Here is a 21,383-nt window from a genome sequence, read left to right as displayed (position 1 = left end):
GAAGTAGAACAGCAGCAAAACTGGCTGCTGTTTTTTATTTTAATTGCTTCAGGTCACTTGGAGTGACCGTGGGTACTTCAATTTTTAATTGCGGACGCTCCAGACGCTCTGTAATGACCATGGCACCAAACAAATTTTCTTCTCGAGCACTCCAGACGCTCTGCATTGACCATGGCACCTAATAAATTTTCTTCTCGGGCACTCCAGACGCTCTGCATTGACCGCGGCACCAAACAAATTTTCTTCTCGGGCACTCCAGACACTCTGCATTTACCGTGACCCCTTATAATTTTCCTTCTCGGGCACTCCAGACACTGCCTTTGAATTTTATACAAGCAGGAGTCGCCGCTGAATGCCTTCTTTTCCTTCCAACTCAGGCCTACTATGAGATAGATTATTATGGACGCCACCATCTCACCAAAATAAAGGTAAATTATGTGGAGATTGAGGCCGAGGATGTCATCCAGAATTTATTGAATATCCCTATTGATGTGACTGTTCCCATTTTCACTTCAGTAAAGTCGGTTTTGTAAATCGAGAAAATAAAATAATCCTTCTGCGATGTTCCCGCGTCAAAGATGGATACCCCTGCCACCGAAAGTTTAATAGGAGCTGTTTTTTCCTTTGTTAATGCGTATAATTAACCTAGGGAAAAAGACGATTAGGAGGGAAGTTAATGAAAAAATTTGATGGATATGAAGCGCAAATAATCAAAAAGATTATTCATGAAAGCGAAGGCGAACCTGTTATAGAGATTGACGGAAAGAAATATTTTCTTGCATTAATTGAAGAACCAGAAACAACAGTAATAGAAGATGTTGCAACAGACTTTGAGTTAAAACAAAAATTATTACAGGCCAAAAAGGATGTCTTAGAAGGTAAAGTTTTCTCAACAGACGAGGTTTTAGAGCTGATTGAACAAGGTGAACTATAGATGAAAATAATTTGGACCAATCAAGCCCTGGATGGATTTAAAAATATCCATAGTCAGCATTTCAGTGTAAATGAAACAAAGGAATATAAAAAAGAAAGAATTCATGCGAAGATATCCCTGCTCGGAACAAGTATTCCAGCAAATCAAACAGGGTGGGAGGGTACTTATAAAATTATTATAGATAGGTATATTGTATATTATTCCGTTTCAAATGATCGAACAATTTGTTATATAGAATACTTTAAGCATTCGAGGCAAAAAAGGTAGGCTAGACAGATCTATTTTTGTATAAGAATGTATTACCCAATCCTCTACGAATTACCTGACCCAGCCTCTTTTGTCATATCCAGCCTTTACCTTCACTATATTTGTGTTACTATTCCTTTTCCTTATTAAAGATTTTTATGCTTACCTGCACACAATCACTTCACGAGTAAATACCCCTTTTTTAGCAACGGCCCTATCCGCTATTTCAAATCCTGCTTTGATAAGGACCTCATCTATTGGTTCAACGGTTACCACTACGACTTTATCAGCAAACCTGCGCGCACTTTGGAGCATTTCGAGCTGTTCTTCAGGCGATATCACTGAGCACAAATTGTAGGGTAAATCGATAATGGCGACATCGTAATGGTTGGTGATGGCACGCATATCTACATACTTAACTTCTGTGGTATATCCAAAGTGTGCAATGTTCTCCCTTGTTCCAGCGAGAATAATAGGGTTATTGTCGCTCCCCACCATATCAATCCCCATCGAAAGAGCTTCAACGAGTACAGTTCCAATTCCACAACAAGGGTCAATTGCTTTTATCCCTGTCGGATTTGGTATGGCGATATTAACCACGGCTCTTGCTACTCGTGTGCTGAGTGCAGTAGAATAGTGATGAGGTTTCTGTTGATGGTGAAACCAAACAGACTCACTTTTAACATAATCACCGAATATCCATCTTCCGTCTATATTCATGACAGCTAACAATCGCTGCGGCTGGCGAAGGTCACCCACACCTTTTATGTTTAGCCCAACTTCCCTCTCAATGGCTCGCCGCCTTTCGAAGGTTTCCTCCACACTGCCAGTTTTCACATACAACACCTTAAATGTTTCATCTGTCTGAAAGGCAGACACCTTCTCGAGCAGCTCTTGAAAACTCTCCCCTTTAAAAATAACCCCAACCCTTTCTTTCATAAACGGACTTCGACTGGGATCAACTTTTATGGTGCTTTCCAAAATGCTCGTCTGGGACTCGAATCCAAATAAAGAGCGCATTTCTAACGCTCTCAGTGAGAGTTCATCTTCATAACTGGCGTATGTATAGATATAGGTATCCAATTCTCCCACCCTTTCCATATAAAAAAGACAATAGGTTTTCCCCATTGCCTTCATTTATTATCTAAAAAACACCTTGTCGATATTGTACTTCGACTTTGATTCATTAATAATATACGTCTCATAAATTTCTCTATGTGTGGGTTCTTCAACGACACAAACTTCAATTCTGGTGATTTCATCTCGGTGGTCCTTTACGGGCGAGACACTATCCTCAAAATGTTTCTTGATTCTTGGTCGCAGCTTTCTTGCTTTCCCTACAAATAATAGTTCTTTATTCTTGTTATAAAACATGAAGATACCACCCTTATCACGCGGGATAAGATGAAAATCAGTAAATCCATAGATATTGCTCAACTCTGGATTATCTTGTTTCGTAATGACCACGTCAGGCTTTGGAACGGTTATGTTAATCACGCAAGCTCACTTCCTCTTTCTACAGTGCTTTAAATGCTATCACAAATCCTCATATATTACTATATCCTGATATCATTCATTTAGACAAAATATAACAACAAAGTTTCACTTCTCAAAGAAATTCGCATTTTCCAACTCTGATTGGTACATTTTTGCATATAATAAAAAAAGCAATTACTTTAGGGGGTGTTTAGAATAACCAGTATTCAGGAAGTGAATGAAGTCCTCTCCGGTTTTCAACATCCATTAGCCCAAAAGTGGCTGTACAACGACCTTATCAAAAAAACGATTGCGGTAAGCTATGACTATTGGCTAGAAGATACCGGTATTCCCATGACCTTAGATGAATTTGTTTTACAGTATATTGACCATGCAGAGCATCTTGGAGAAATGTTTGCTGGAGATTAATCCCTACTCTGCAAATTCCAGATGACAGGTAAATCATTAGGAATATAAAACAAAGTGCAGCGAGAACTTAGTTCTCGCTTATTATTTTTTACAGGTACAGGCTATTTATGACCTTCAGTCATTCTTTCGACCTCTACTTGTATTTTTTAATATTCGTAAAGTTCTATTGGTAATCCATCAGGATCTGCAAAGAAGGTAAATTTCTTTTCGGTGTAGGAATCTATTCGAATTTCTTCAACAGATACCCCATTTAATTTCAAATGACTTACTGCCTCTTCGATATTGTCTACTTCAAATGCTAAATGCCTTAACCCCGCTGCCTCAGGATAATTGACCCGGGCTGGCGGGTTCGGAAACGAAAACAGCTCGATTTGGTAGTGACCATTTACCTCTAGGTCCAGTTTATAGGAGTCCCTTTCCTCGCGGTACACTTCCCTGACAGGAGTAAGCCCCAGTATACGCACATAAAAGTCTTTAGCTGTTTCATAATTAGAGCATATAACCGCTATATGGTGTAATTTCTTTAGTTTCATACTGCCCCTTCACTTCTTCCATCTTTTATTGTATAAAATTCGACTTGCTTCAACCTATCCTCTACCTAATCAAACGTTTGATTAGATTTAGTAGAATGCCTGGTTTACATAGTCTTTTATCATTTCCAAGGAAATTTTCCGTCGAATATTCTGCTGACCTTTCCAAGGAGAGGTTACTCTGTTGCTATAAACCACTTTAATTCTCCTATACTCAACATTCTTTAACATACTTCTCTATACCATTATCCTAATTAAACGTTTGATTAAAATGCAAGTGAGACCTTATTTAAAAGGGACTTTTTCACTTTTCAATTGAAAAAGTTTGTCGGGCACTCACTTCATTTTTAATCGATTTCAAAGTAGTCCTTTAATAAAAACCAATTAACTACACATTCTGACAGATTTATATAAAAATAAATCCAATCAAACGTTTGATTAGTTTTTGCTAAAATCCCTTTAAATCAAATTTTTTCTCTTATTTGTATTATAAAATTTGTCGAACCTATCTTCATTGACCTGTAAATTTATTTTTAATGACCATGTCCTTTTCGCCTGTTTTTCTATATATAAAGGATGAAAGGAGGTGATAACGATGGCAACAGCAGTTATAGCAACTTCTAAATTACGAATCGTATTCCAGGTAGGAATGGATGATGACGGCAAACCGCTTCTAAAGGCAAAAACCTTTAGCAACATCCAAAAATCCGCAACTCCCGATCAGCTTTTACAAGCAGCACAAGCGTATGTAGGTTTATCCAACGACACTCTCAGCAATATTGAGAGAGTCGACAATTCTGATTTACTAGCTTAATCGGAAAATAAATGGTGATAGGAGGTGACAAAAATGGCTAAAACATTAGAATTGGAGTTTGTAACGGAGCTAGGCAAATCGGTACGATTATCAGTGGAAAATCCGAAGGAGCCCATTGATGAGGCAGTAGTGAAGAGTGCAATGGAGGAAATGATCGCTTCTGGAATCTTTACATCTGCGAGTGGTAATTTTGCTTCTGTAAAAGGAGCACGCGTGATTGACCGCAATGTAACGGAATATGAGATTGTTTAATAGAGCAAGAGGCCGGGTTCAAATCGAATCCGGCTTTTTTATAAATAGATTTTTAAAAATAAATTAATAGGTCCTTAACTTTTTATTCATAGTTTGTTCATGAATCCCGGGTAAGATAAATACATGAAAAGGACCTCCTATTAATGTTTATCTTTTTCATAATCTCCCTCTATAAGATTCAGCACTATGCTGAATCTCTTTTTCTGTCTTCGAACTGTACTTATCCCACATTCTTTGTATATCGGCACTTCGGAAAACTACTGCATCCTAAAAATTCTCCTCTTTTTCCTTTTTTAAGATTCATAGGGCTGCCGCATTTACTGCAGGTACCATGATTGTTACTAGTTTCAGACTTGGTGATTGTAACACTGTGCAGCTTTTCTCCCCCTGAATTTAATTCGAGAATAAAATCAATGAGCCCATTACGGTCCACCAGCAGCACATTTCCCTTTTGCGCTAATTCTTTAGCTGCCTTTGTATAATAGCTATTCGAAACCACCCAGGCTTCATCTGACTGAAAATAGGACCTTGCACCGATGACCTCTTGAACCGCTTTGATTCCAACATCTTTTGAATACCGTTTAGCTTGGGCAACGATCTTTTTCCCATTCTTTTTCAGCAATAGATCCGCACCATAATCACCACTTGCACTCGTTACCTCTACCCCATAACCTCTAGATAGATATAGTTCCTTTAAATAATACTCAAACTGAATGCCATCCATAGAATCGATTTCTTCAATTCTAGAATTTCTTAACCGTTCCTTTTCTCTTTTACTTTTATAAGCAAACAGGAAGATTATGAGCAAACCAGCAATGGCCACAATTAAAATGGTAACAGTAATATTTCCTCTAGTCAGATACAAGGAAGCCAATGTTAATAGTAATAATATCAATTTTATATTATTTTCTAACTCTCGCAGCTGTTTCTTCGTTCTTCTCTTAGTAGTCATAAGATCCCCCTTTATATTCGAAACCCCTACTATTCTACCACTTTTAACCAGTCAAAAAACGATGTTCTTCCACAATATAAGAACGTTTTTCTATTAACTAAACGTTTGATTAAATATCCTAGAAAGCTTTATAAATAACGAGCTTTGGCTTCATTTGAGGAAATTTATTGTCGAACCCAAAAAATCCTTTAACAGTGCGTTGTGCACCATTAAAGGATTTTTAGTTTGATAGTTACTTGCGGTTTGCACCCGCATAAAATCGATCTCTTACACGTTTTAGCCTTGCATGGTACTTAAGAATATCCAGCCGCGCCTTTTCTGCCTCAGGAGCAATTGGTCTCAGGTTTTCAATGTCCCAATAATCCACAATGACATCCAGTACTTGATCAAAATATTCAAGAGGCCCGTAGTTGGCTTCCTTTGCAATAATGGACATCCGGTCTTCAAAGTCAGGCATGACCGTGCCCGGCATCTGAAAATTCTTGATGACATAACCGAGATAGTAGCAATAATTCGGTTCCAATTGCAGGTGCAGCTTAATGACATCACGATAAAAGGCATAATGCAGAGTTTCATCCTTGGCAAGCCTTCTTAGGAGCGTAGCCAATTCCTTATCATGAGGTCCGGCTACCTTCGCAACATTGTAATAAAAAACCATGGTGGCAAGTTCCTGCAGGGAGGTATAGACCATTGTCTCAAAAGGGGTATGGAAGTCCGGCTCCCATCCTCCCTCTACAGTCATCTTGTGCAATTGACGAATTCGCTTAGGATCAGCGTTTCTAGTAATCAAAAGGTAAGTCTCCAAAAGGTTGGAATGCTGATCTTCTTCCGCTGTCCAGGTATGGACAAAATCCTTGATGACCGAAAGCGACCCTTTGAAGGTTTGGTCTAGATGGGAGGTAAACCAGGGTAAATTCACCTCTGTCAAAAGCGCTGTCTCTACTGCCGTTACCACACCTGCTGGCAGTGAAACCTGACTAGGATCCCAAGGTACCCTGCGGAAATCCTGGGCTTTATCCCAAGGCAAGAAATCGTGATAACCCCAATCTATTTTGGCAGCCCTTCGTTTATGTTCCTCATATAATTCCTTTAATTGCGGTTCAAGTCTAAAGTCTAAATGGTTCGTTAGCAATTACTACACTCTCCTTTTCCACTACTTTACCGTATTACTCTATTAAATCATAAAATTAACAAGATTCCGATTTTAAGAGCTTCTTTTTGAAAAAGCAGTGAATAGGAACCATAAAAAAGAGATGCCTGAAAATCCATTACTTAGGGTGCAAGGGAACTCCAGACATCTATAGCAGATAAATATATTAGTTCCTATTGCTATATTTGTTTATTGTTTTTCGCCTTTGTAATGACGAAAAGTAGATATAGACGAATTCATAAAAAAAGAGAGTATCCGCCTGAGCTAGGCGGAGAATTTCCGGCTATTATTTTTAGAGGAACCTTATGTAGCAGTATAAACGGAGATATTCCGCTTAACTGCTTTAAATATGACAATTTACAAGTATTTAAGTACAATAAGCGGAAAAACTCCGCCTATTATTAAGGGAATAATAAAATTCCCCAATTTAAACGGAAATTCTCCGCTTATGTTCCAAACACAGTGAAATCAACATTCAGTCCAGAGCTATTTTGTAAAATAAGATTCTCCTAAAATTTCTTTCTTTTGATAACTGCCTGGTGGAAGTTCTTTTTCAATAAAAGCATTCAAATCCAATGGCTCAAGATCGTACATGACTTCAATTTCTTTTGAGAATAAAAGCTTTTCTTTTTCAAGTAAGCTAGAAAGTGAAGATTGTGTTTTTGGCTGCAGTTCTTCCTTGTTTAGAACCTGTTTTAATCCATCGACATAGGATTCAAACGGACGACCGCCTACTATTTTTATACCTTTGTTTTCTTCATTAATCATAATTATCGTTGGAAATCCTCTAGCACCTAGGCTTCTAGCAAGACTAAAGTCTTCATTTAATAGTTGTTGTCCTGCTGGCTGCTCCGCTTCATTTACAATCGCTTCTCCATCAAGACCAAGTTTATTTACGATTTCAATCATAACAGATGGTTCTGATATATTTTGATTGAAGGCGAAAAGCTCTTCTCTAGTGCGACGTAAAAATTCATATGCCAAGGCATCGTTATCGTTTTTTTGAATGACTTTAAAAACACGAGAAGGCGGGTAGGATGATTGCACGGGATTGTCAATCATGAGTGACCCATCAATCGGCATGCGTGAATGTTCTCCCACTTCCCTCCAGTGAGGCGCAACGTCCGCAGGCTTATAAATTCCATTTGCAGGGTCAATCGGTCCATCATGCCATTTCTCCAGCAATCCACCCATCACCGGATGAAAATTAAAATAGTGTCCATACTGCGCTTTAAAGCGACGAAGAACCGGTTCAATCGCCCAGCAATGAGAGCAAATAGGATCTGTTACATAATAAACTTCAATGGACTTTTGGGGTTGACTAAAATCAATCAGCCCCATTTCTTCCTCTCCAGCTACTCCACATACACCTGTTTCCAAATCACAAATCATGTTATTGTTCGTCAATTCGTATTCACTCCTCCTATAGTTGTTTGTATTTGCTTTATAATTGCATTGTAGTAAATAATGAAAGAGATCAATACCAATAATTCTATCGATATGTCGTAAATACAACACATTAAAGAAATTGTTGAAAAAGTAGGAGTGACCACAAATTGACTGAAGCAAAGACGGACCCTAGAGTTCTCCGTACCCGCAGATTAATTATGGATTCTTTCATTGAACTTTCCGCTAAAAAGGAATTTAAGGATATTACGGTAAAAGACATCACGACTGAAGCGATGATCAATCGTGCCACTTTTTATTATCATTTTGAAGATATCTATGACCTATTAGAGAAGGCATTATCAGAGGTATTATTAGTGAATCTTAACGGGGAATTCTTTCCGTATGACAACCTTAGTGAAGAGGCGTTCGTTAGTATTTTCATAGCAATTACCAATTTTCAAAAGTCATTATCCACCCGGTGCCATAGAGGATACGAAGATACCATCGCCCGAATTATTCGGGAGCAGCTCGAAATCATTTTTTACAAAATGCTAGCAGCACAAAGTGAAGGAGAAGAGGATGAAGCATTAAAACTTAATGCGGTTATCTTAAGCTGGGGCATTTACGGAGCATCTGTAGAATGGAAGCGAAAAGGGATGAAACTTGTGCCGGAGGACTTTATTAAACCCGTTCTTCCCTATTTACTGTCTGGGCTGGATACTATTTAACCAACAACCATCATCCATTGTATAAAAGTTCCAAAGACAATCTAGAAAATGAAAAAGCCAGGCAGCAGCCTAGCTTTTGGTTTTTCAATAGAAAGTTTTAGGGGGGCTAATTAAATAGAAACCTCCCTACTAAAATTACCAACATCTACATCCAAATAAACAATTTATATTCCGGCATATTTTCCGTTCTCTACGATCATTATGTTTATTTTCATAATGATTAAAAGATTCCTCTTCCATATGACCATACCTGTCGTTTTGTTTATCCCTGCAGCCACAATCATCATGATGGTGTTGATCTTTGCTGCCGTATGAATCATGCTTCATCCAATCATCGTAGTTGTCATTTCTGTCCCACTTTTTGTAATTGCAATCATCATGCTTGTCTTTTTGTCTATCTCTGCAGCCACAATCATCATGATGGTGTTGACCTTGGTTGCCGTATGAATCATGCTTCATCCAATCATCGTGGTTGTCATTTCTATCCCACTTTTTGCAATTACAATCATCATGCTTGTCTTTTTGTCTATCTCTGCAGCCACAATCATTATGATGGTGTTGACCTTGGTTGTCGTATGAATCATGCTTCATCCAATCATCGTGGTTGTCATTTCTGTCCCACTTTTTGCAATTGCAATCATCATGCTGGTCCTTTTGTTTATCCTTGCAGCCACAATTCCTTTTGTGTTGGCCTTGGTTGTCGGACTGATTTTTCTTTTTGCAATCATCTTGATGGTCCTCTTGTTTATCCTTGCAGCCACAATTCCTTTTGTGTTGGCCTTGGTTGTCAGACTGATTTTTCTTTTTGCAATCATCTTGATGGTCCTCTTGTTTATCCTTGCAGCCACAATTCTTCTTGTCATGACCTTGGTTATCAGACTGATTTTTCTTTTTGCAATCATCTTGATGGTCCTCTTGTTTATCCTTGCAGCCACAATTCTTCTTGTCATGACCTTGGTTATCAGACTGATTTTTCTTTTTGCAATCATCCTGATGGTCCTCTTGTTTATCCTTGCAGCCACAATTCTTCTTGTCATGACCTTGGTTATCAGACTGATTTTTCTTTTTGCAATCATCTTGATGGTCCTCTTGTTTATCCTTGCAGCCACAGTCATTATTATGGTGTTCATCTTTGTGGTCGTTCTGGTCATGATTTTTAGAATTATCGTGCTTACTGGTTTGATTCTTTTTTTCCTTGTCCTCATGCTTTTCCTTACCATGATGATGCTTGTGCTTATGATGATGTTTTTTCTTACCCTTCATTTCTCCTGCACCCCTTCTTAACAAACTTTTATACCATTAGTTTATTAAGAGGATGGAAAACGGCTTGGACAAACTCCCAATAAGTCGCTTTTTTGGGCTGAATTGTTATTGGAGAATAGAAAGAGCTCCTCCTCTGTTTTGTGTAGACCACAAGACCGTCCCCCTGGACATGACACGGTGTCACTTTTTTGTTGACATTATGACAGGGTGTCATATATAATCTGTAAGTGCTCAATTATGACAGGGTGTCACATTTAATTATAGGAGAATGAATATTATGCCAAAACAGACGTTTTTTCACTTATCGAAGGATAAACAGGACACGTTAATTCAAGCTGCGAAACAGGAATTTTCGCGTGCACCGCTGCACGAAGCCTCCATTGCTAGCATTATCAAAAGTGCTGGAATTCCCAGAGGCAGCTTTTATCAATATTTTGAGGATAAAGACGACATCTTCTATTATTTGTTAAATCAATTGGGCGAGAGGAATAATCAACGATTTATTGCCGTTCTGAATGAGAAAAATGGAGATTTGTTTGAGTCGTTTATTGCTACCTTTCAATTCATGATTGAGGTCCATCGAAACGAAGAACACAAAAACTTTTTCAAAAATGTTTATTTAAATATGAACTATAAACATGAAAATACCCTGGCGAATAATGTTTACGAGGAAAATCAGAAAAACCAGTTTTTAAAAATCATTAAGTTAATTGATACAGGCAATCTGAACATCCAGGATGAACATGAATTGCATCATGTCTTAAAAATTCTGATGGGCGTCACCTTTCAAAATATTGTTCAGCTTTTCGTGAAGGAATATACCGATGAGGAAGCCTTAAGAAATTATTTTGCCCAAATTGATCTGCTTAAAAGAGGATTACAGAAAAATGAACGAACACAAAGGGGATAGAAAATATATGGAAACAACGTTACAAAAGAAACCACCCTATTTAATGATTGCGATTTTATTTGTTGGAGCCTTTGTCTCTTTTTTAAATAACTCGCTTCTAAATGTGGCTCTTCCATCGATCATGGTTGATTTAGGAATTAAAGATTATTCAACCGTTCAATGGCTGGCTACAGGTTATATGCTTGTCAGCGGGATTTTAATTCCAGCATCAGCCTTTTTACTGACACGCTTTTCAAACCGTAGTTTATACATTACATCCATGGTGCTTTTCACATTAGGTACAGCACTTGCTGCATTTGCACCAAACTTCGGACTGCTGCTTACAGGGCGCATGGTTCAAGCAGCTGGTTCTTCTGTGATGGGACCACTACTCATGAACATTATGTTAGTAAGCTTCCCGCGTGAAAAACGTGGTGCGGCAATGGGAATATTCGGTTTGGTCATGATTACCGCACCTGCAATCGGACCAACACTTTCCGGTTACATCGTAGAATACTACGACTGGCGCGTTCTATTTGAAATGATTTTACCATTAGCGATCATTAGTTTATTATTAGCAGTTTGGAAGCTAGAAAATGTAATGGAACAAAACAAAAATGCTACACTTGATTACCTATCCGTGATATTATCATCCATCGGTTTTGGCGGATTACTTTATGGAGTAAGTTCTGCAAGTTCAGACGGCTGGGACGATACCATCGTCTTAACAACCATTATCGTTGGTGTAATTGCCTTAGCTGTTTTCATTATTCGTCAATTAAAAATGGATGAGCCATTATTAGATTTACGTGTTTATAAATATCCGATGTTCGCACTGGGTTCGGTGATTGCCATCGTCAACGCCATCGCCATGTTCTCAGGTATGATTTTAACACCTGCTTATGTACAAAACGTTCGTGGAATTTCACCACTTGATTCAGGATTAATGATGCTGCCAGGCGCGATTGTAATGGGAATCATGTCGCCGATCACTGGTAAGCTATTCGATAAATTTGGCCCGCGTGTACTAGCCTTAATCGGGCTTACGGTCACTGGTGTATCCACCTATATGCTGGCACATCTACAAATTGATTCTAGCTACACCTATATTGTCCTAGTCTACACATTACGTATGTTAGGGATGTCCATGGTCATGATGCCGATTATGACAAACGGGTTAAATCAGCTGCCAACCGTATTAAATCCGCATGGTACAGCGATAAACAACACAGCACAGCAAGTGTCCGGTTCCCTTGGTACTGCAATTCTCGTAACCATTATGAACTCAGTCACAAAAACAGAAGCACAAAACCTAATGGCTGGTGTTGACCCAGCAACGCTAACGGAAGCATCAACGGCTTTACTAACACAGCAAGCTTTATTAGCCGGAATTCAATATTCCTTCTATGTGACATTTGCGATTAATATTGTTGTTCTCGTATTAGCATTATTCGTTAAACGAGTTGATACAAGTGAAGATGTCGTTAGAAAGCTAGAACAGCAGGGTAGAACACAAATTAAGCCTGCAGCACAATCAAATTAATTTTTATCATTAGGAGAGGCATTGACGCCTCTCCTTTTATTATTCCTTCATCTTTGCTAACAGCATTTGCAAACACTATAATTAAAATCTGATAGCCCCTAGTAAAATGAACTCTAAAGGAGATAAAGATAGGATGGAATTCTGGGAATCCAGCTTTATTGAGAAAAAAACAATGTGGGGATTTGAACCTGCGGACTCCGCAATCATGACAAAGGACTTTTTCCTTGAACAGAATGTGAAGGACATACTAATCCCGGGTATTGGTTATGGCAGGAATGCAAAGATTTTTATTGAAAATGGGATCAATGTGACCGGTATTGAGATTTCAAAAACAGCGATTGATTTTGCGAGACAGAACGGGATTGATAGTACTATTTTTCATGGTTCCGTGACAGACATGCCTTTTGACAGCAATCTGTATGACGGAATATTCTGCTATGCACTTCTTCACCTATTAAATGAAACGGACAGAGAGAAGTTTATACAAGATTGTTACAATCAGTTAAAGCCCAATGGTTATATGATTTTTACAACCGTTTCTAAAAAAGCTCCTATGTTTGGCAAGGGCAAACAACTGGACCAAGACTATTTCGAGATCATGGATGGCGTGAAAATGTATTTTTATGATGACGACTCCATTAAACGAGACTTTGAAAAATATGGACTGGTTGAGTTTTCAGAAATCGACGAACCCAATAAGAACATGGAGGATAAACCTTCGATCAATTTTATAATGGTGAAATGTAAAAAGGGGCAATAAGTACAATTCATAGATTTATGTGCCAAAAATTCTTTTTATGTGCCGGTTTACAAACTTTACGTGCCAGATGAGATTTTTTCGTGCCAGATGGCATTGTGCGAGAATAAATTAGGCTAGTCAAAGACTAAGCCGTTCTCCTATGAGATACTCACAGCTATAACAGATATAATAGCAGCTAAAAAAGCAGAGTGATTCGCTTATAAATTCACTCTACTTTTTAGTTGATTTGATTAGGTTTATGATAATCTTTATACCAAATTAACAAATTCCTAGAATGCCTAAAGGGCGTTTTACCTTCAAGGCAACAACAATAAATAGAGCAACGCGATTGCTTGCCTTTTGGGCATTGTCAATGTGACCAACCTTATTGCACTAATTTTACGAAAGCCCCTTATAAGAATGCAGCTATGAAAACATCAATGTGGCGAATTCATCACCTTTTGGTTGGTTACGACACGGCGGATGAAGAACCCCATGATCAGGTTAATTAATGCTATGACCATCGCGAACAAGAACACGTTGTGCGACCCCAATGCCATCGCGTTTGCAATTTCAATCTGCTTGGTCGGGGCGGAGGAGCTGTGTAAATAGTTCTCCATACCGCCCGTAAGGATACTAATTGCAACCGCTGTTCCAATCGCGCCTCCTACCTGCTGCAATGTATTCATAATGGCCGTGCCGTGTGGATATAATTCCGGCGGCAATTGATTTAGCCCGTTCGTTTGAGCTGGCGTCCAAATCAAGGCTATACCAACCGTGAGCCCAATATGCAAAGCAATGATCAATGCCACTGAAGAAGTAGGGGAAATAGTTGTAAAGAACCATAACATGACTGTAAGGATCATGAGTCCAGGAATAACAAGCCATTTCGGTCCATATTTATCAAATAAACGCCCCACATATGGCTGGATGATACCGCTTAGTGCACTACCCGGCAAAAGTATGAGTCCAGTGATGAACACAGACAGCCCTGAACCAGTCTGCAGAAACATCGGAAGAATAATCGTGCTCGACATACTGATTAACATACATGACATTATTAGAAGCATCCCAATAACGTACATTGGATACTTGAAAACACTCAAATTCAACATTGGATCGCTCATGTTCTGTCGCAGTATGAATAATACCAGCGCGACGAGCCCAATGACAATTGATGTGACCACAACACTGCTGCTCCAACCATCAGCTCCTTCGCCCGCCTTACTGAAGCCAAAGACAACTCCTCCGAATCCAATCGTTGACAATAAAACAGATAGTAGATCAATCCGAGGCTTAGTGACATCTGTAACGTTTTCCAAATATTTAAGACCTATCAACAACCCTATGACCAAAAATGGCAGCGAGAACCAGAAGATATAATGCCATGTTAAATATTCTATTAATAGACCGCCTATGGTCGGTCCGGACGCTGGTGCGACCATGATAACCAGTGCGACCAATCCCATCGCCGCCCCCCGCTTTTCTTGTGGATAAATAACAAGAACAGTATTAAACATGAGTGGAAGCAACAACCCCATGCCTACCGCCTGTAAAACTCGGGCGAACATTAACATTTCAAAATTGAATGCGAGCGCCGCAATCAATGTACCTGCGATTAAACTCATGACCGAACCTATGAATAGCTTCCTCGTAGAAAATGTCTGTAGCAGCAACCCGCTTACTGGCATTAGAATGCCAAGAGTCAGCATGAAACCTGTAGTTAACCACTGTGCGGTTGCAGCCGAAATCTGAAAAACTTCGATTAAATTAGTCAATGCTATATTTAGAGCGGTTTCGTTAAACATGCCAACAGCACCGCTGATGAGCAAGGCTGTCAAGATGGCCCGCGTATTGTATTGTTTCTTCATTTTTTATCTCCTTGTAATCCAATTTTATTAATAAAAGTTATACTATTGCATCGTAATCTGTTTAAATACTTAAGCATGAAAGGGTGTTTTCTCTATTAATTATTTGATTATTTCAGCCTTCCGTATTGATAAGGAACTCCCATGTTCTCGCGCAGTGTTTTTCCTTCATATTCTCTGTGGAACAAACCGCGATCCTGCAAAATTGGAACAACCTGTTCCACAAAATCAGCAACTCCATCATAGGCTATATCCGGAACAACCGAGAAACCATCACATGCACCAGCCAAAAACCATTCTTCCAAGAAGTCTGCAACTTGTACGGGTGTACCTGCAACTACTGGATGATAGTTTATGACCCCATGTGCTAGAACATCTCGAATGGATAGTCCTTTTTTCAGCAGCTCTAAAGCTCTGTGGGATCGTGGATCCATTGGGTTGGCATATGCCTTCTTCAACAAGTCAGCTGATAAAGGTTGATCAATATCTACCGAATTCAACGATAGTGGTAAACCAACCATGGAACCAAGGTACCTTACCCTGCTTGGAATCTCTTCAGGATTAAAACTCATAAGCTGTCTTCGTCGTTCTAAACCTTCTTCTTCCGTTGAACCTATGGAAAACATAAAACCTGCATACATCTTGATGTCATCGGGATTTCGCCCAAAACGAGCTGCACTTTTTCGAAGCGCTTGCCTATGTTCACGAGCAGATTCAATATCATAAGGATTTGCATAAACACCAGATGCGTACATACCCGCCAATTCCAATCCTTCATTTCCTCCGCCTGCCTGGAAAATAACTGGCTGACCTTGCTCAGAAGGGGGGATTGGCAAAGGACCACGAGAAGCATAATATTTCCCTTGAAGATTTATAGGTTGAATTTTGTCCATGTCGGCAAATTTTCCACCTTCTACATCTAATGTCCAGGCGTCTGTTTCCCAACTCCCCCACAATGCTTGAACAATTTGAATGGATTCATGAGCCATCTCATATCGTTCTTTGCGACTGGCAATTTGTGCACCAAAATTTGCTGCAGCCAATGGCTCGGATGTGGTGACCGCATTCCATCCTACACGTCCATGACTTATAACATCTAGTGCTTTGAACTGACGTGCAATGTTATATGGATAATTGAATGTCGTGGAAAGAGTAGCAACAAGACCAATATGTTTCGTTTCTCTGGCTACAGCCATTAGTGCTAACATAGGATCCATAGGGAACATAGGAGTCTGAGGGCCTAAGTCATTGTATAATCCAGGAGTATCGGCGATGAAGATCATTTGGAATTTTCCTTTTTCAGCCAATTTAGCCCGTTCTACATAACTATCCGTATTTGTGTAGGCTGCTGGGTCGGTGCCAGGCATTCTCCAAGCACTGAATTCAGCTCCGTACCCCGAAACCATTTGTAGTGCTAGTTGCATCTTTTTTCCTTTTTTCATGTATATCTTCTCCTTTATTTTAAATAGGCTCCAAAAGGGCCTAAAATGAATTTTTTTCAATCAAATTTCAGTAGATCGGTGCAAACGGAAATAATACTTAGCTTGCTAAGTAAATTATTGGTGATTACCCAATATCATTTTTTCGGATAGACAAATCTTCTTCAGTGGGATCCCATAAACTAACCTTTTCCTGGTATATAACCGATATAGACTAATTAATATTTAGGTTGCTAAATAATTGCTTAGCATGCTAAATATTAGTAAAGAGAAAACTTAGAACAAGTTCCTCTCCATTCGCTTCATAAGTTCCCTTAAGATTAAGCGTTCTTCCGGTAAAATGGAATGGAGTAATTTTTCTTGCTGCTGTTTCCATTTAAAATCAACCGGTTTCTCTAATTCTTTGCCTTTGTCCGTTAGATAAATCCGCATAATTCTTGCATCTAATTCATCACGTTTACGGTATATAAATCCGTTTTGCTCCAATGATTTAACCATATTTGTTACCGTAGGCGGCTCACATTTTAAATGTTCACAAAGTTGCATTTGTGTTACCCCATCACCTAACCACAAACGAGCGAGTAGTTTATCCTGCCCAACATGAAGATTAAGTTCTCTTAGACTTTCGCTATAATCTCGACGCATTTTGGATGAAACTTTATCTAATGACTCACGAATATCGCAATCAACCTTATTGTTCATAGATATGCCTCCCATATACTTAGCAAGCTAACTATATCACAGTTAAAATTTAGCTGTCCATTTATCTTAGGGAATATATATTACACCGTTTGCCTATCAACTTGTTGCATTGAGTAATTTGATTACAGACACTAGAATAAAGCCAATTCTCATTTTTTAAAAGAGGGTAATAAATTTTGCCGTAGTACATTTTTTTGTACTATTAGCTTAGTTAGTACAAAAAGCTGCCACAATGACAGCTTTGATTAGTCTACTTGCTCTCCAAACTTCTTCCCGAACTCTTCCATCAAATCAATAATAGGAACCAATTCTTTCCCTTTTGAGGTTAGTGAATACTCTACACGCGGAGGAACCTCTGGAAAAACTTTGCGATTAATTAAACCATCTGTTTCCAGTTCTCGAAGTTGCTTTGTAAGAGAACCTTGTGAAATATCCCATAAAAAGGCTTTAATTTCACTATAACGACGCTCTGTTGACTTTAAAAACCAAAGAATTACATATTTCCAACGTCCAGAGAGGATGTTTTGGGTATAAGCAATACCAAAAAATTCCCTTTGTTCCTTTATACATTCTTTATCAAATCCATCCTTACATATCCTAGACACCTTTTCACCTGCTTTCTACTGTTAAGTACAAAAAAATGTACTACGGCAATTTTTATTGCCTACTTCAAAAAGATGAGAAATCATTTTATTCTAGTATATGTAACAGAAATACTCAATACGTTTTTAATATCTAATGAATATATGTTTACCGTTTGATAAACATATCATTGTGTAACTTTAAGCAGAATAATTCTTTTATATACAAATTCTTTAGGAGGAACAATAATGAGATTGGGAATTATAGGTGCAGGACCAATCGGGTCAATTATATCAAAAAAATTAGTTAAAAATGGACATGATGTCAAAATTGCAGATGCACGAGGAATTGCACGTTTAGAAGGAAAAGAGCTTGCTGGAACTGCTGTGCGTGTAGAGGAAGCAATTACAAATATTGAAGTTCTTATCATATCTCTCCCTATAAAGGCACTGCCAAGCATTCGGAACATGATCGATCAAGTCGAGGAGGATGTAATCATTGTAGACACTTCAAATTATTATCCATTTAGAGATGGTAAAATTGAAGAAATCGAGAACGGGATGGTTGAAAGTGTTTGGGTTTCTAATCAATTAGGCAGACCTATCATTAAAGCTTTCAACAACTTATTAGCTCACACTTTAGAATATGAAGGAACATCCGAAGATTCTGGCAGACGAATTGCGATGGCAGTTGCTGGTAATGATCCATTACAAAAACAAGTAGTCATGGACGTAGTAAACGAACTAGGCTTCGACGCAGTAGATAGTGGTTCTATAAGTGACTCTTGGAGACAACAGCCAGGAACTCCTGCTTACTGCACAGAGCTAACTAAAGATGAGCTCACAATAGCGTTGAAAAAGGGAAATAAAGAAAAAGCACCATTACTACGGGACAAGGTAATGGAAAGGTTCACAGTGCTCCTTGCAGATAAAAAGGGTGTTGAATTTTCACATAAGGATATTGTGAATCTAAACAGAGAAATATACAATTCATAAAACATGTGGTGCACTCAGTTAGAGCGCACCCTTTTGTATATCCATATATCCCCACAAAGTTGTGAAGAAATATGTTCACCTCTTTCCTTTTTGCCGCCAAACAATATAAATATTATTGGTAATTCTGAGACCTAGATTTTTACGTGCAGAATTTCAATTATATGTGCCAAAACCTTTTCTGAAAAAATAAGACCTGCCCTCATTCCAAGAGCAAGACTTCTTCATTACTTCATTATAAAATACAAAACCATCAATAAAACCGAAACTCCCTGTCCCACAGCAAGCCCGAGCAGCCACTTTTTAAACTGCCCTTCTCTCCGGGCACTTCGTTCAACGCTCAGTTTCCACTTTTCTTCCCACTTAGCCTGTCCGTCTCTTTGGACCTGGACCACCTGCTCGCGCAGCTCCTGTAATTCCACCTTTTGCCTGTCCTTAACTGCAGTCAGCTCTTTTAAGATCACACTTAACCGCTCGCTCACTACTTCATATTTCACATTCAAAACGGCCGACTGCTCACTCAAATCCTCCGTCAGCTGCCGAACAACCATCAATATCCGTTCACTTTCCTTGATGATAAATTCTTGATCATCCTGCTGAAACCCTTTGGCATCAGCCAGCAGCTTTTCCGTCTTCTCCAGATACTCTTGAAATTGCTGATGCCAAAAGGCAACTTTCTTTTCCAGCACCAGGATATTTTCATCAAACTTTTCCATCCCTTGATTAAACAACTGTGCCTGCGGGTTTAAGACCTCTTCCTTTAGCTGCTCACTAACCTGAATGGGAAAGCTGTTCATTGATCTCTGCATGTTTTCAATAGACTCATAGACTTCTCCATTCAGCCCTGCAATATTTTCTTCCCGGTCTTTTAACAGCTTCTTCAGGTCATCATAGAAAAGTTCATTATTAATTTTCTTCAGTGATTGAATGGCCTCTTGATATTTCTCATCAATAGTATTAGAAGTGTTCATATCCAATCATCCTCTCCGCTTGCTTTAAAATAATTTGGCAGTACTGGTGGTACGCCCACCGTTCCTCGTCTCTAGCATTCTCCGCAAACAACTTCTCCTGCCATCCTGTTACAGTTTTCACAAACTCTTCTTTTAAAATATCCTCCAGCAATTGGTGCCTTAGTGAATCCTGTTCCCATTCCTGCTTCGCCTTACTCAACTGATCCTTGAGCTCTAAAAAACGCGCATCATCTTGCTTTTTCTTTTTCCGAAGCTCTAGTAACTGTTGTTCAGCCGCTACCATGTGCTCGTTCTTTCTATTATATAGCTTCGTGATTTCTTCTATAGCATTCGTTTTAAACTGATTGATTTGGTTGAAGTAATAGTCGTAAACAGTTTGGTTATTCTCTACTAATGTATCATGAACAATCCAATAATCCTCTTCAAAATTCCCTAGTTTTATATATTGGTCCAGGCCGCGGCCATGCTTCAAACTTAGCTCCATTACAGAGGGGTTCGTTTCAAAATCAAATTTACCAGTGGAAGAGATATTCTCCATGCTCCTTGTCAGCAACAGCCAAATCTCAGAAAGCTGCTTTTGATAAAAATCCAGCATTTCCATCTCCATCATTTGGTAGCTTTCCATCAGCTTGGATATTCTCCGCTCCTTAAAAACCACCTGATCTCTTTTATCAAATTCGAACTTGTCATCTAAAACAGACTGGAACTTTTCGAACTTAATTTTATTTAGGCTCTCCCGTTCACTCTCGTAAAAAGCGCGCTCCTTTTCCAGAGAGTCAAGTGCAGGCTCCAAATTTCCAAGGATTCGCTGCTCCTCCGCCATGCTTTTCCCCAACATTTTCAACTCAATCTCCATCTCTTTAAGATCAAGAATCTTCTGTTCGCGAATGCTATGCTCGATTTTTTTAATCATCATTATTTGCTTTTCAGGTGTATGAGGCCCCTGATCACGTTCAACCTTTTGACCATCAAACCGCTCAATCACGTTGTAAATCCACTGATCCTTCTCTTCCTCAAGCTTAGTAAGCAAATCGGCGATCATGCTTCATAACCTCTTCTATCTTCTACCAAACTTGCATTCCGCATCCATTTCACTCCTATGAGACTAGATATTTCCATTTTACTACACCTTCAAGCAAACATCGACATTCCAATGCTCCTTCGACTGCGATTTCTTTTTTTAAAAGACTCTGTTAAAAAACTGAATGTTGATTTCACTGTGTTTGAAAAATAAGCGGAGAATTTCCGTTTAAATTGGGAAATACCTATATTTCCTTATAAATAGGCGGAGTTTTTCCGTTTATTGTATCTAAATCTTTGTAATTTGTCTTATTTAAAGCAGTTAAGCGGAATATCTCCGCTTAAATCTGCTTCTTAAGGTTCCTCTATAAACAATAGCCGAGTCAAGTCCTGATAATTGTGTAAATTCAAAAGTACCTGTTTTCAGCTTCACCTTTGCTTATTCTCTATCCATACCCTTACAATTTTTTTTGAC

General features: G+C 38.8%; 28 protein-coding genes. 10 read left to right on the top strand and 18 right to left on the bottom strand.

From position 1 onward, the window contains the following. Positions 1-34: 34 nt before the first annotated feature. Both H0184_RS27870 and H0184_RS28130 read right to left on the bottom strand, forming a co-directional pair. Positions 35-166, bottom strand: a complete 132-nt coding sequence (locus H0184_RS27870) for a hypothetical protein (protein WP_260631778.1) — start codon at positions 164-166, stop codon at positions 35-37. A 267-nt stretch (positions 167-433) separates the two neighbouring features. Further along, positions 434-595 carry a DUF4359 domain-containing protein gene (locus tag H0184_RS28130; protein ID WP_221829562.1) on the bottom strand — a complete coding sequence of 54 codons (162 nt, stop codon included), beginning with the start codon at positions 593-595 and terminating at the stop codon, positions 434-436. An 81-nt stretch (positions 596-676) separates the two neighbouring features. On the opposite strand from H0184_RS28130, the gene H0184_RS24715 reads away from it, so the two are divergent. Beyond that, a complete protein-coding gene (locus H0184_RS24715) occupies positions 677-934 on the top strand; it encodes a hypothetical protein (RefSeq protein ID WP_221829553.1) in 258 nt (85 codons plus the stop codon). Next, positions 935-1,201, top strand: coding sequence for a type II toxin-antitoxin system RelE/ParE family toxin (locus H0184_RS24710; protein ID WP_221829550.1), 267 nt, complete (start codon positions 935-937; stop codon positions 1,199-1,201). It begins immediately after the preceding gene. A gap of 141 nt (positions 1,202-1,342) precedes the next feature. Here the strand turns inward: H0184_RS24710 and H0184_RS24705 are convergent, their stop codons facing one another. Together H0184_RS24705 and H0184_RS24700 are read right to left on the bottom strand one after the other, a co-directional pair. Then, complete coding sequence (locus tag H0184_RS24705; RefSeq protein ID WP_221829716.1) at positions 1,343-2,281, bottom strand: TRM11 family SAM-dependent methyltransferase; 939 nt, start codon at positions 2,279-2,281, stop codon at positions 1,343-1,345. A gap of 39 nt (positions 2,282-2,320) precedes the next feature. Further along, positions 2,321-2,677, bottom strand: coding sequence for a nucleotide excision repair endonuclease (locus H0184_RS24700; RefSeq protein ID WP_221829546.1), 357 nt, complete (start codon positions 2,675-2,677; stop codon positions 2,321-2,323). 186 nt (positions 2,678-2,863) lie between these two features. Between H0184_RS24700 and H0184_RS24695 the strand changes: the two genes are divergently transcribed. Then, positions 2,864-3,085: a hypothetical protein gene (locus H0184_RS24695; RefSeq protein ID WP_221829544.1), complete on the top strand. Its 222-nt coding sequence runs from the start codon at positions 2,864-2,866 to the stop codon at positions 3,083-3,085. Between the two features lie 146 nt (positions 3,086-3,231). Here the strand turns inward: H0184_RS24695 and gloA2 are convergent, their stop codons facing one another. Then, a complete protein-coding gene (gene gloA2, locus H0184_RS24690; RefSeq protein WP_221829541.1) occupies positions 3,232-3,618 on the bottom strand; it encodes an SMU1112c/YaeR family gloxylase I-like metalloprotein in 387 nt (128 codons plus the stop codon). A 592-nt stretch (positions 3,619-4,210) separates the two neighbouring features. On the opposite strand from gloA2, the gene H0184_RS24685 reads away from it, so the two are divergent. Both H0184_RS24685 and H0184_RS24680 read left to right on the top strand, forming a co-directional pair. Continuing rightward, entirely contained in the window at positions 4,211-4,429 is a 219-nt protein-coding gene (locus H0184_RS24685) for a DUF1659 domain-containing protein (protein WP_221829539.1), read from the top strand. 33 nt (positions 4,430-4,462) lie between these two features. Beyond that, complete coding sequence (locus H0184_RS24680) at positions 4,463-4,681, top strand: DUF2922 domain-containing protein (protein WP_221829537.1); 219 nt, start codon at positions 4,463-4,465, stop codon at positions 4,679-4,681. A 220-nt stretch (positions 4,682-4,901) separates the two neighbouring features. On the opposite strand, the gene H0184_RS24675 is transcribed toward H0184_RS24680, so the two are convergent. The 3 genes from H0184_RS24675 to H0184_RS24665 all read right to left on the bottom strand — a co-directional run bounded on the left by H0184_RS24675 (position 4,902) and on the right by H0184_RS24665 (position 8,190). Continuing rightward, complete coding sequence (locus H0184_RS24675) at positions 4,902-5,633, bottom strand: restriction endonuclease (protein WP_221829714.1); 732 nt, start codon at positions 5,631-5,633, stop codon at positions 4,902-4,904. Positions 5,634-5,865: 232 nt separating this feature from the next. Next, complete coding sequence (locus H0184_RS24670; protein ID WP_221829534.1) at positions 5,866-6,765, bottom strand: acyl-ACP desaturase; 900 nt, start codon at positions 6,763-6,765, stop codon at positions 5,866-5,868. Between the two features lie 504 nt (positions 6,766-7,269). Next, entirely contained in the window at positions 7,270-8,190 is a 921-nt protein-coding gene (locus H0184_RS24665) for a DsbA family protein (RefSeq protein ID WP_221829532.1), read from the bottom strand. A gap of 149 nt (positions 8,191-8,339) precedes the next feature. On the opposite strand from H0184_RS24665, the gene H0184_RS24660 reads away from it, so the two are divergent. Beyond that, positions 8,340-8,900, top strand: coding sequence for a TetR/AcrR family transcriptional regulator (locus tag H0184_RS24660; RefSeq protein WP_221829518.1), 561 nt, complete (start codon positions 8,340-8,342; stop codon positions 8,898-8,900). Positions 8,901-9,064: 164 nt separating this feature from the next. Here H0184_RS24660 and H0184_RS24655 read toward each other — a convergent pair whose 3' ends face one another. Genes H0184_RS24655 through H0184_RS24650 form a run of 4 tightly spaced genes read right to left on the bottom strand, consistent with a single transcriptional unit; the run spans position 9,065 to position 10,105 of the window. Then, positions 9,065-9,220 carry a hypothetical protein gene (locus H0184_RS24655; RefSeq protein WP_221829515.1) on the bottom strand — a complete coding sequence of 52 codons (156 nt, stop codon included), beginning with the start codon at positions 9,218-9,220 and terminating at the stop codon, positions 9,065-9,067. Between the two features lie 3 nt (positions 9,221-9,223). Further along, positions 9,224-9,352, bottom strand: coding sequence for a hypothetical protein (locus H0184_RS27865; protein ID WP_260631777.1), 129 nt, complete (start codon positions 9,350-9,352; stop codon positions 9,224-9,226). 3 nt (positions 9,353-9,355) lie between these two features. Continuing rightward, on the bottom strand, positions 9,356-9,484 hold the full coding sequence (locus H0184_RS27860) for a hypothetical protein (RefSeq protein WP_260631776.1): 129 nt from the start codon (positions 9,482-9,484) through the stop codon (positions 9,356-9,358). A 3-nt stretch (positions 9,485-9,487) separates the two neighbouring features. Further along, positions 9,488-10,105, bottom strand: coding sequence for a hypothetical protein (locus H0184_RS24650; protein ID WP_221829503.1), 618 nt, complete (start codon positions 10,103-10,105; stop codon positions 9,488-9,490). A gap of 335 nt (positions 10,106-10,440) precedes the next feature. On the opposite strand from H0184_RS24650, the gene H0184_RS24645 reads away from it, so the two are divergent. The 3 genes from H0184_RS24645 to H0184_RS24635 all read left to right on the top strand — a co-directional run bounded on the left by H0184_RS24645 (position 10,441) and on the right by H0184_RS24635 (position 13,355). Continuing rightward, the gene (locus tag H0184_RS24645; RefSeq protein WP_221829500.1) at positions 10,441-11,073 is read left to right on the top strand and encodes a TetR/AcrR family transcriptional regulator; all 633 of its coding nucleotides are present in this window, start codon (positions 10,441-10,443) and stop codon (positions 11,071-11,073) included. A gap of 7 nt (positions 11,074-11,080) precedes the next feature. Then, a complete protein-coding gene (locus H0184_RS24640) occupies positions 11,081-12,595 on the top strand; it encodes a DHA2 family efflux MFS transporter permease subunit (protein ID WP_221829497.1) in 1,515 nt (504 codons plus the stop codon). Positions 12,596-12,728: 133 nt separating this feature from the next. Further along, positions 12,729-13,355, top strand: a complete 627-nt coding sequence (locus H0184_RS24635; protein WP_221829495.1) for a class I SAM-dependent methyltransferase — start codon at positions 12,729-12,731, stop codon at positions 13,353-13,355. Positions 13,356-13,771: 416 nt separating this feature from the next. Here the strand turns inward: H0184_RS24635 and H0184_RS24630 are convergent, their stop codons facing one another. The 4 genes from H0184_RS24630 to H0184_RS24615 all read right to left on the bottom strand — a co-directional run bounded on the left by H0184_RS24630 (position 13,772) and on the right by H0184_RS24615 (position 17,948). Next, entirely contained in the window at positions 13,772-15,205 is a 1,434-nt protein-coding gene (locus H0184_RS24630; protein ID WP_221829492.1) for a DHA2 family efflux MFS transporter permease subunit, read from the bottom strand. A gap of 107 nt (positions 15,206-15,312) precedes the next feature. After that, positions 15,313-16,644, bottom strand: coding sequence for an NtaA/DmoA family FMN-dependent monooxygenase (locus tag H0184_RS24625; protein WP_221829489.1), 1,332 nt, complete (start codon positions 16,642-16,644; stop codon positions 15,313-15,315). Positions 16,645-16,917: 273 nt separating this feature from the next. Further along, complete coding sequence (locus tag H0184_RS24620) at positions 16,918-17,343, bottom strand: MarR family winged helix-turn-helix transcriptional regulator (RefSeq protein WP_221829468.1); 426 nt, start codon at positions 17,341-17,343, stop codon at positions 16,918-16,920. Between the two features lie 245 nt (positions 17,344-17,588). After that, the gene (locus H0184_RS24615) at positions 17,589-17,948 is read right to left on the bottom strand and encodes a winged helix-turn-helix transcriptional regulator (protein ID WP_221829465.1); all 360 of its coding nucleotides are present in this window, start codon (positions 17,946-17,948) and stop codon (positions 17,589-17,591) included. Between the two features lie 225 nt (positions 17,949-18,173). Here H0184_RS24615 and H0184_RS24610 point away from each other — a divergent pair, with 225 nt between their 5' ends. Beyond that, the gene (locus H0184_RS24610) at positions 18,174-18,920 is read left to right on the top strand and encodes an NADPH-dependent F420 reductase (protein WP_221829461.1); all 747 of its coding nucleotides are present in this window, start codon (positions 18,174-18,176) and stop codon (positions 18,918-18,920) included. Positions 18,921-19,144: 224 nt separating this feature from the next. Here the strand turns inward: H0184_RS24610 and H0184_RS24605 are convergent, their stop codons facing one another. Beyond that, the gene (locus tag H0184_RS24605; RefSeq protein ID WP_221829459.1) at positions 19,145-19,888 is read right to left on the bottom strand and encodes a hypothetical protein; all 744 of its coding nucleotides are present in this window, start codon (positions 19,886-19,888) and stop codon (positions 19,145-19,147) included. Then, the gene (locus H0184_RS24600; RefSeq protein WP_221829458.1) at positions 19,875-20,930 is read right to left on the bottom strand and encodes a hypothetical protein; all 1,056 of its coding nucleotides are present in this window, start codon (positions 20,928-20,930) and stop codon (positions 19,875-19,877) included. Before H0184_RS24600 ends, H0184_RS24605 begins: the two co-directional genes overlap by 14 nt. Between the last annotated feature and the right edge of the window lie 453 nt (positions 20,931-21,383).

The organism is Neobacillus niacini, from assembly GCF_019749295.1.
Taxonomy (GTDB): domain Bacteria; phylum Bacillota; class Bacilli; order Bacillales; family Cytobacillaceae; genus Neobacillus; species Neobacillus niacini_D.
Note: the sequence above shows the minus strand (reverse complement) of the source record. Positions and strands in the feature narration are given on the sequence as shown.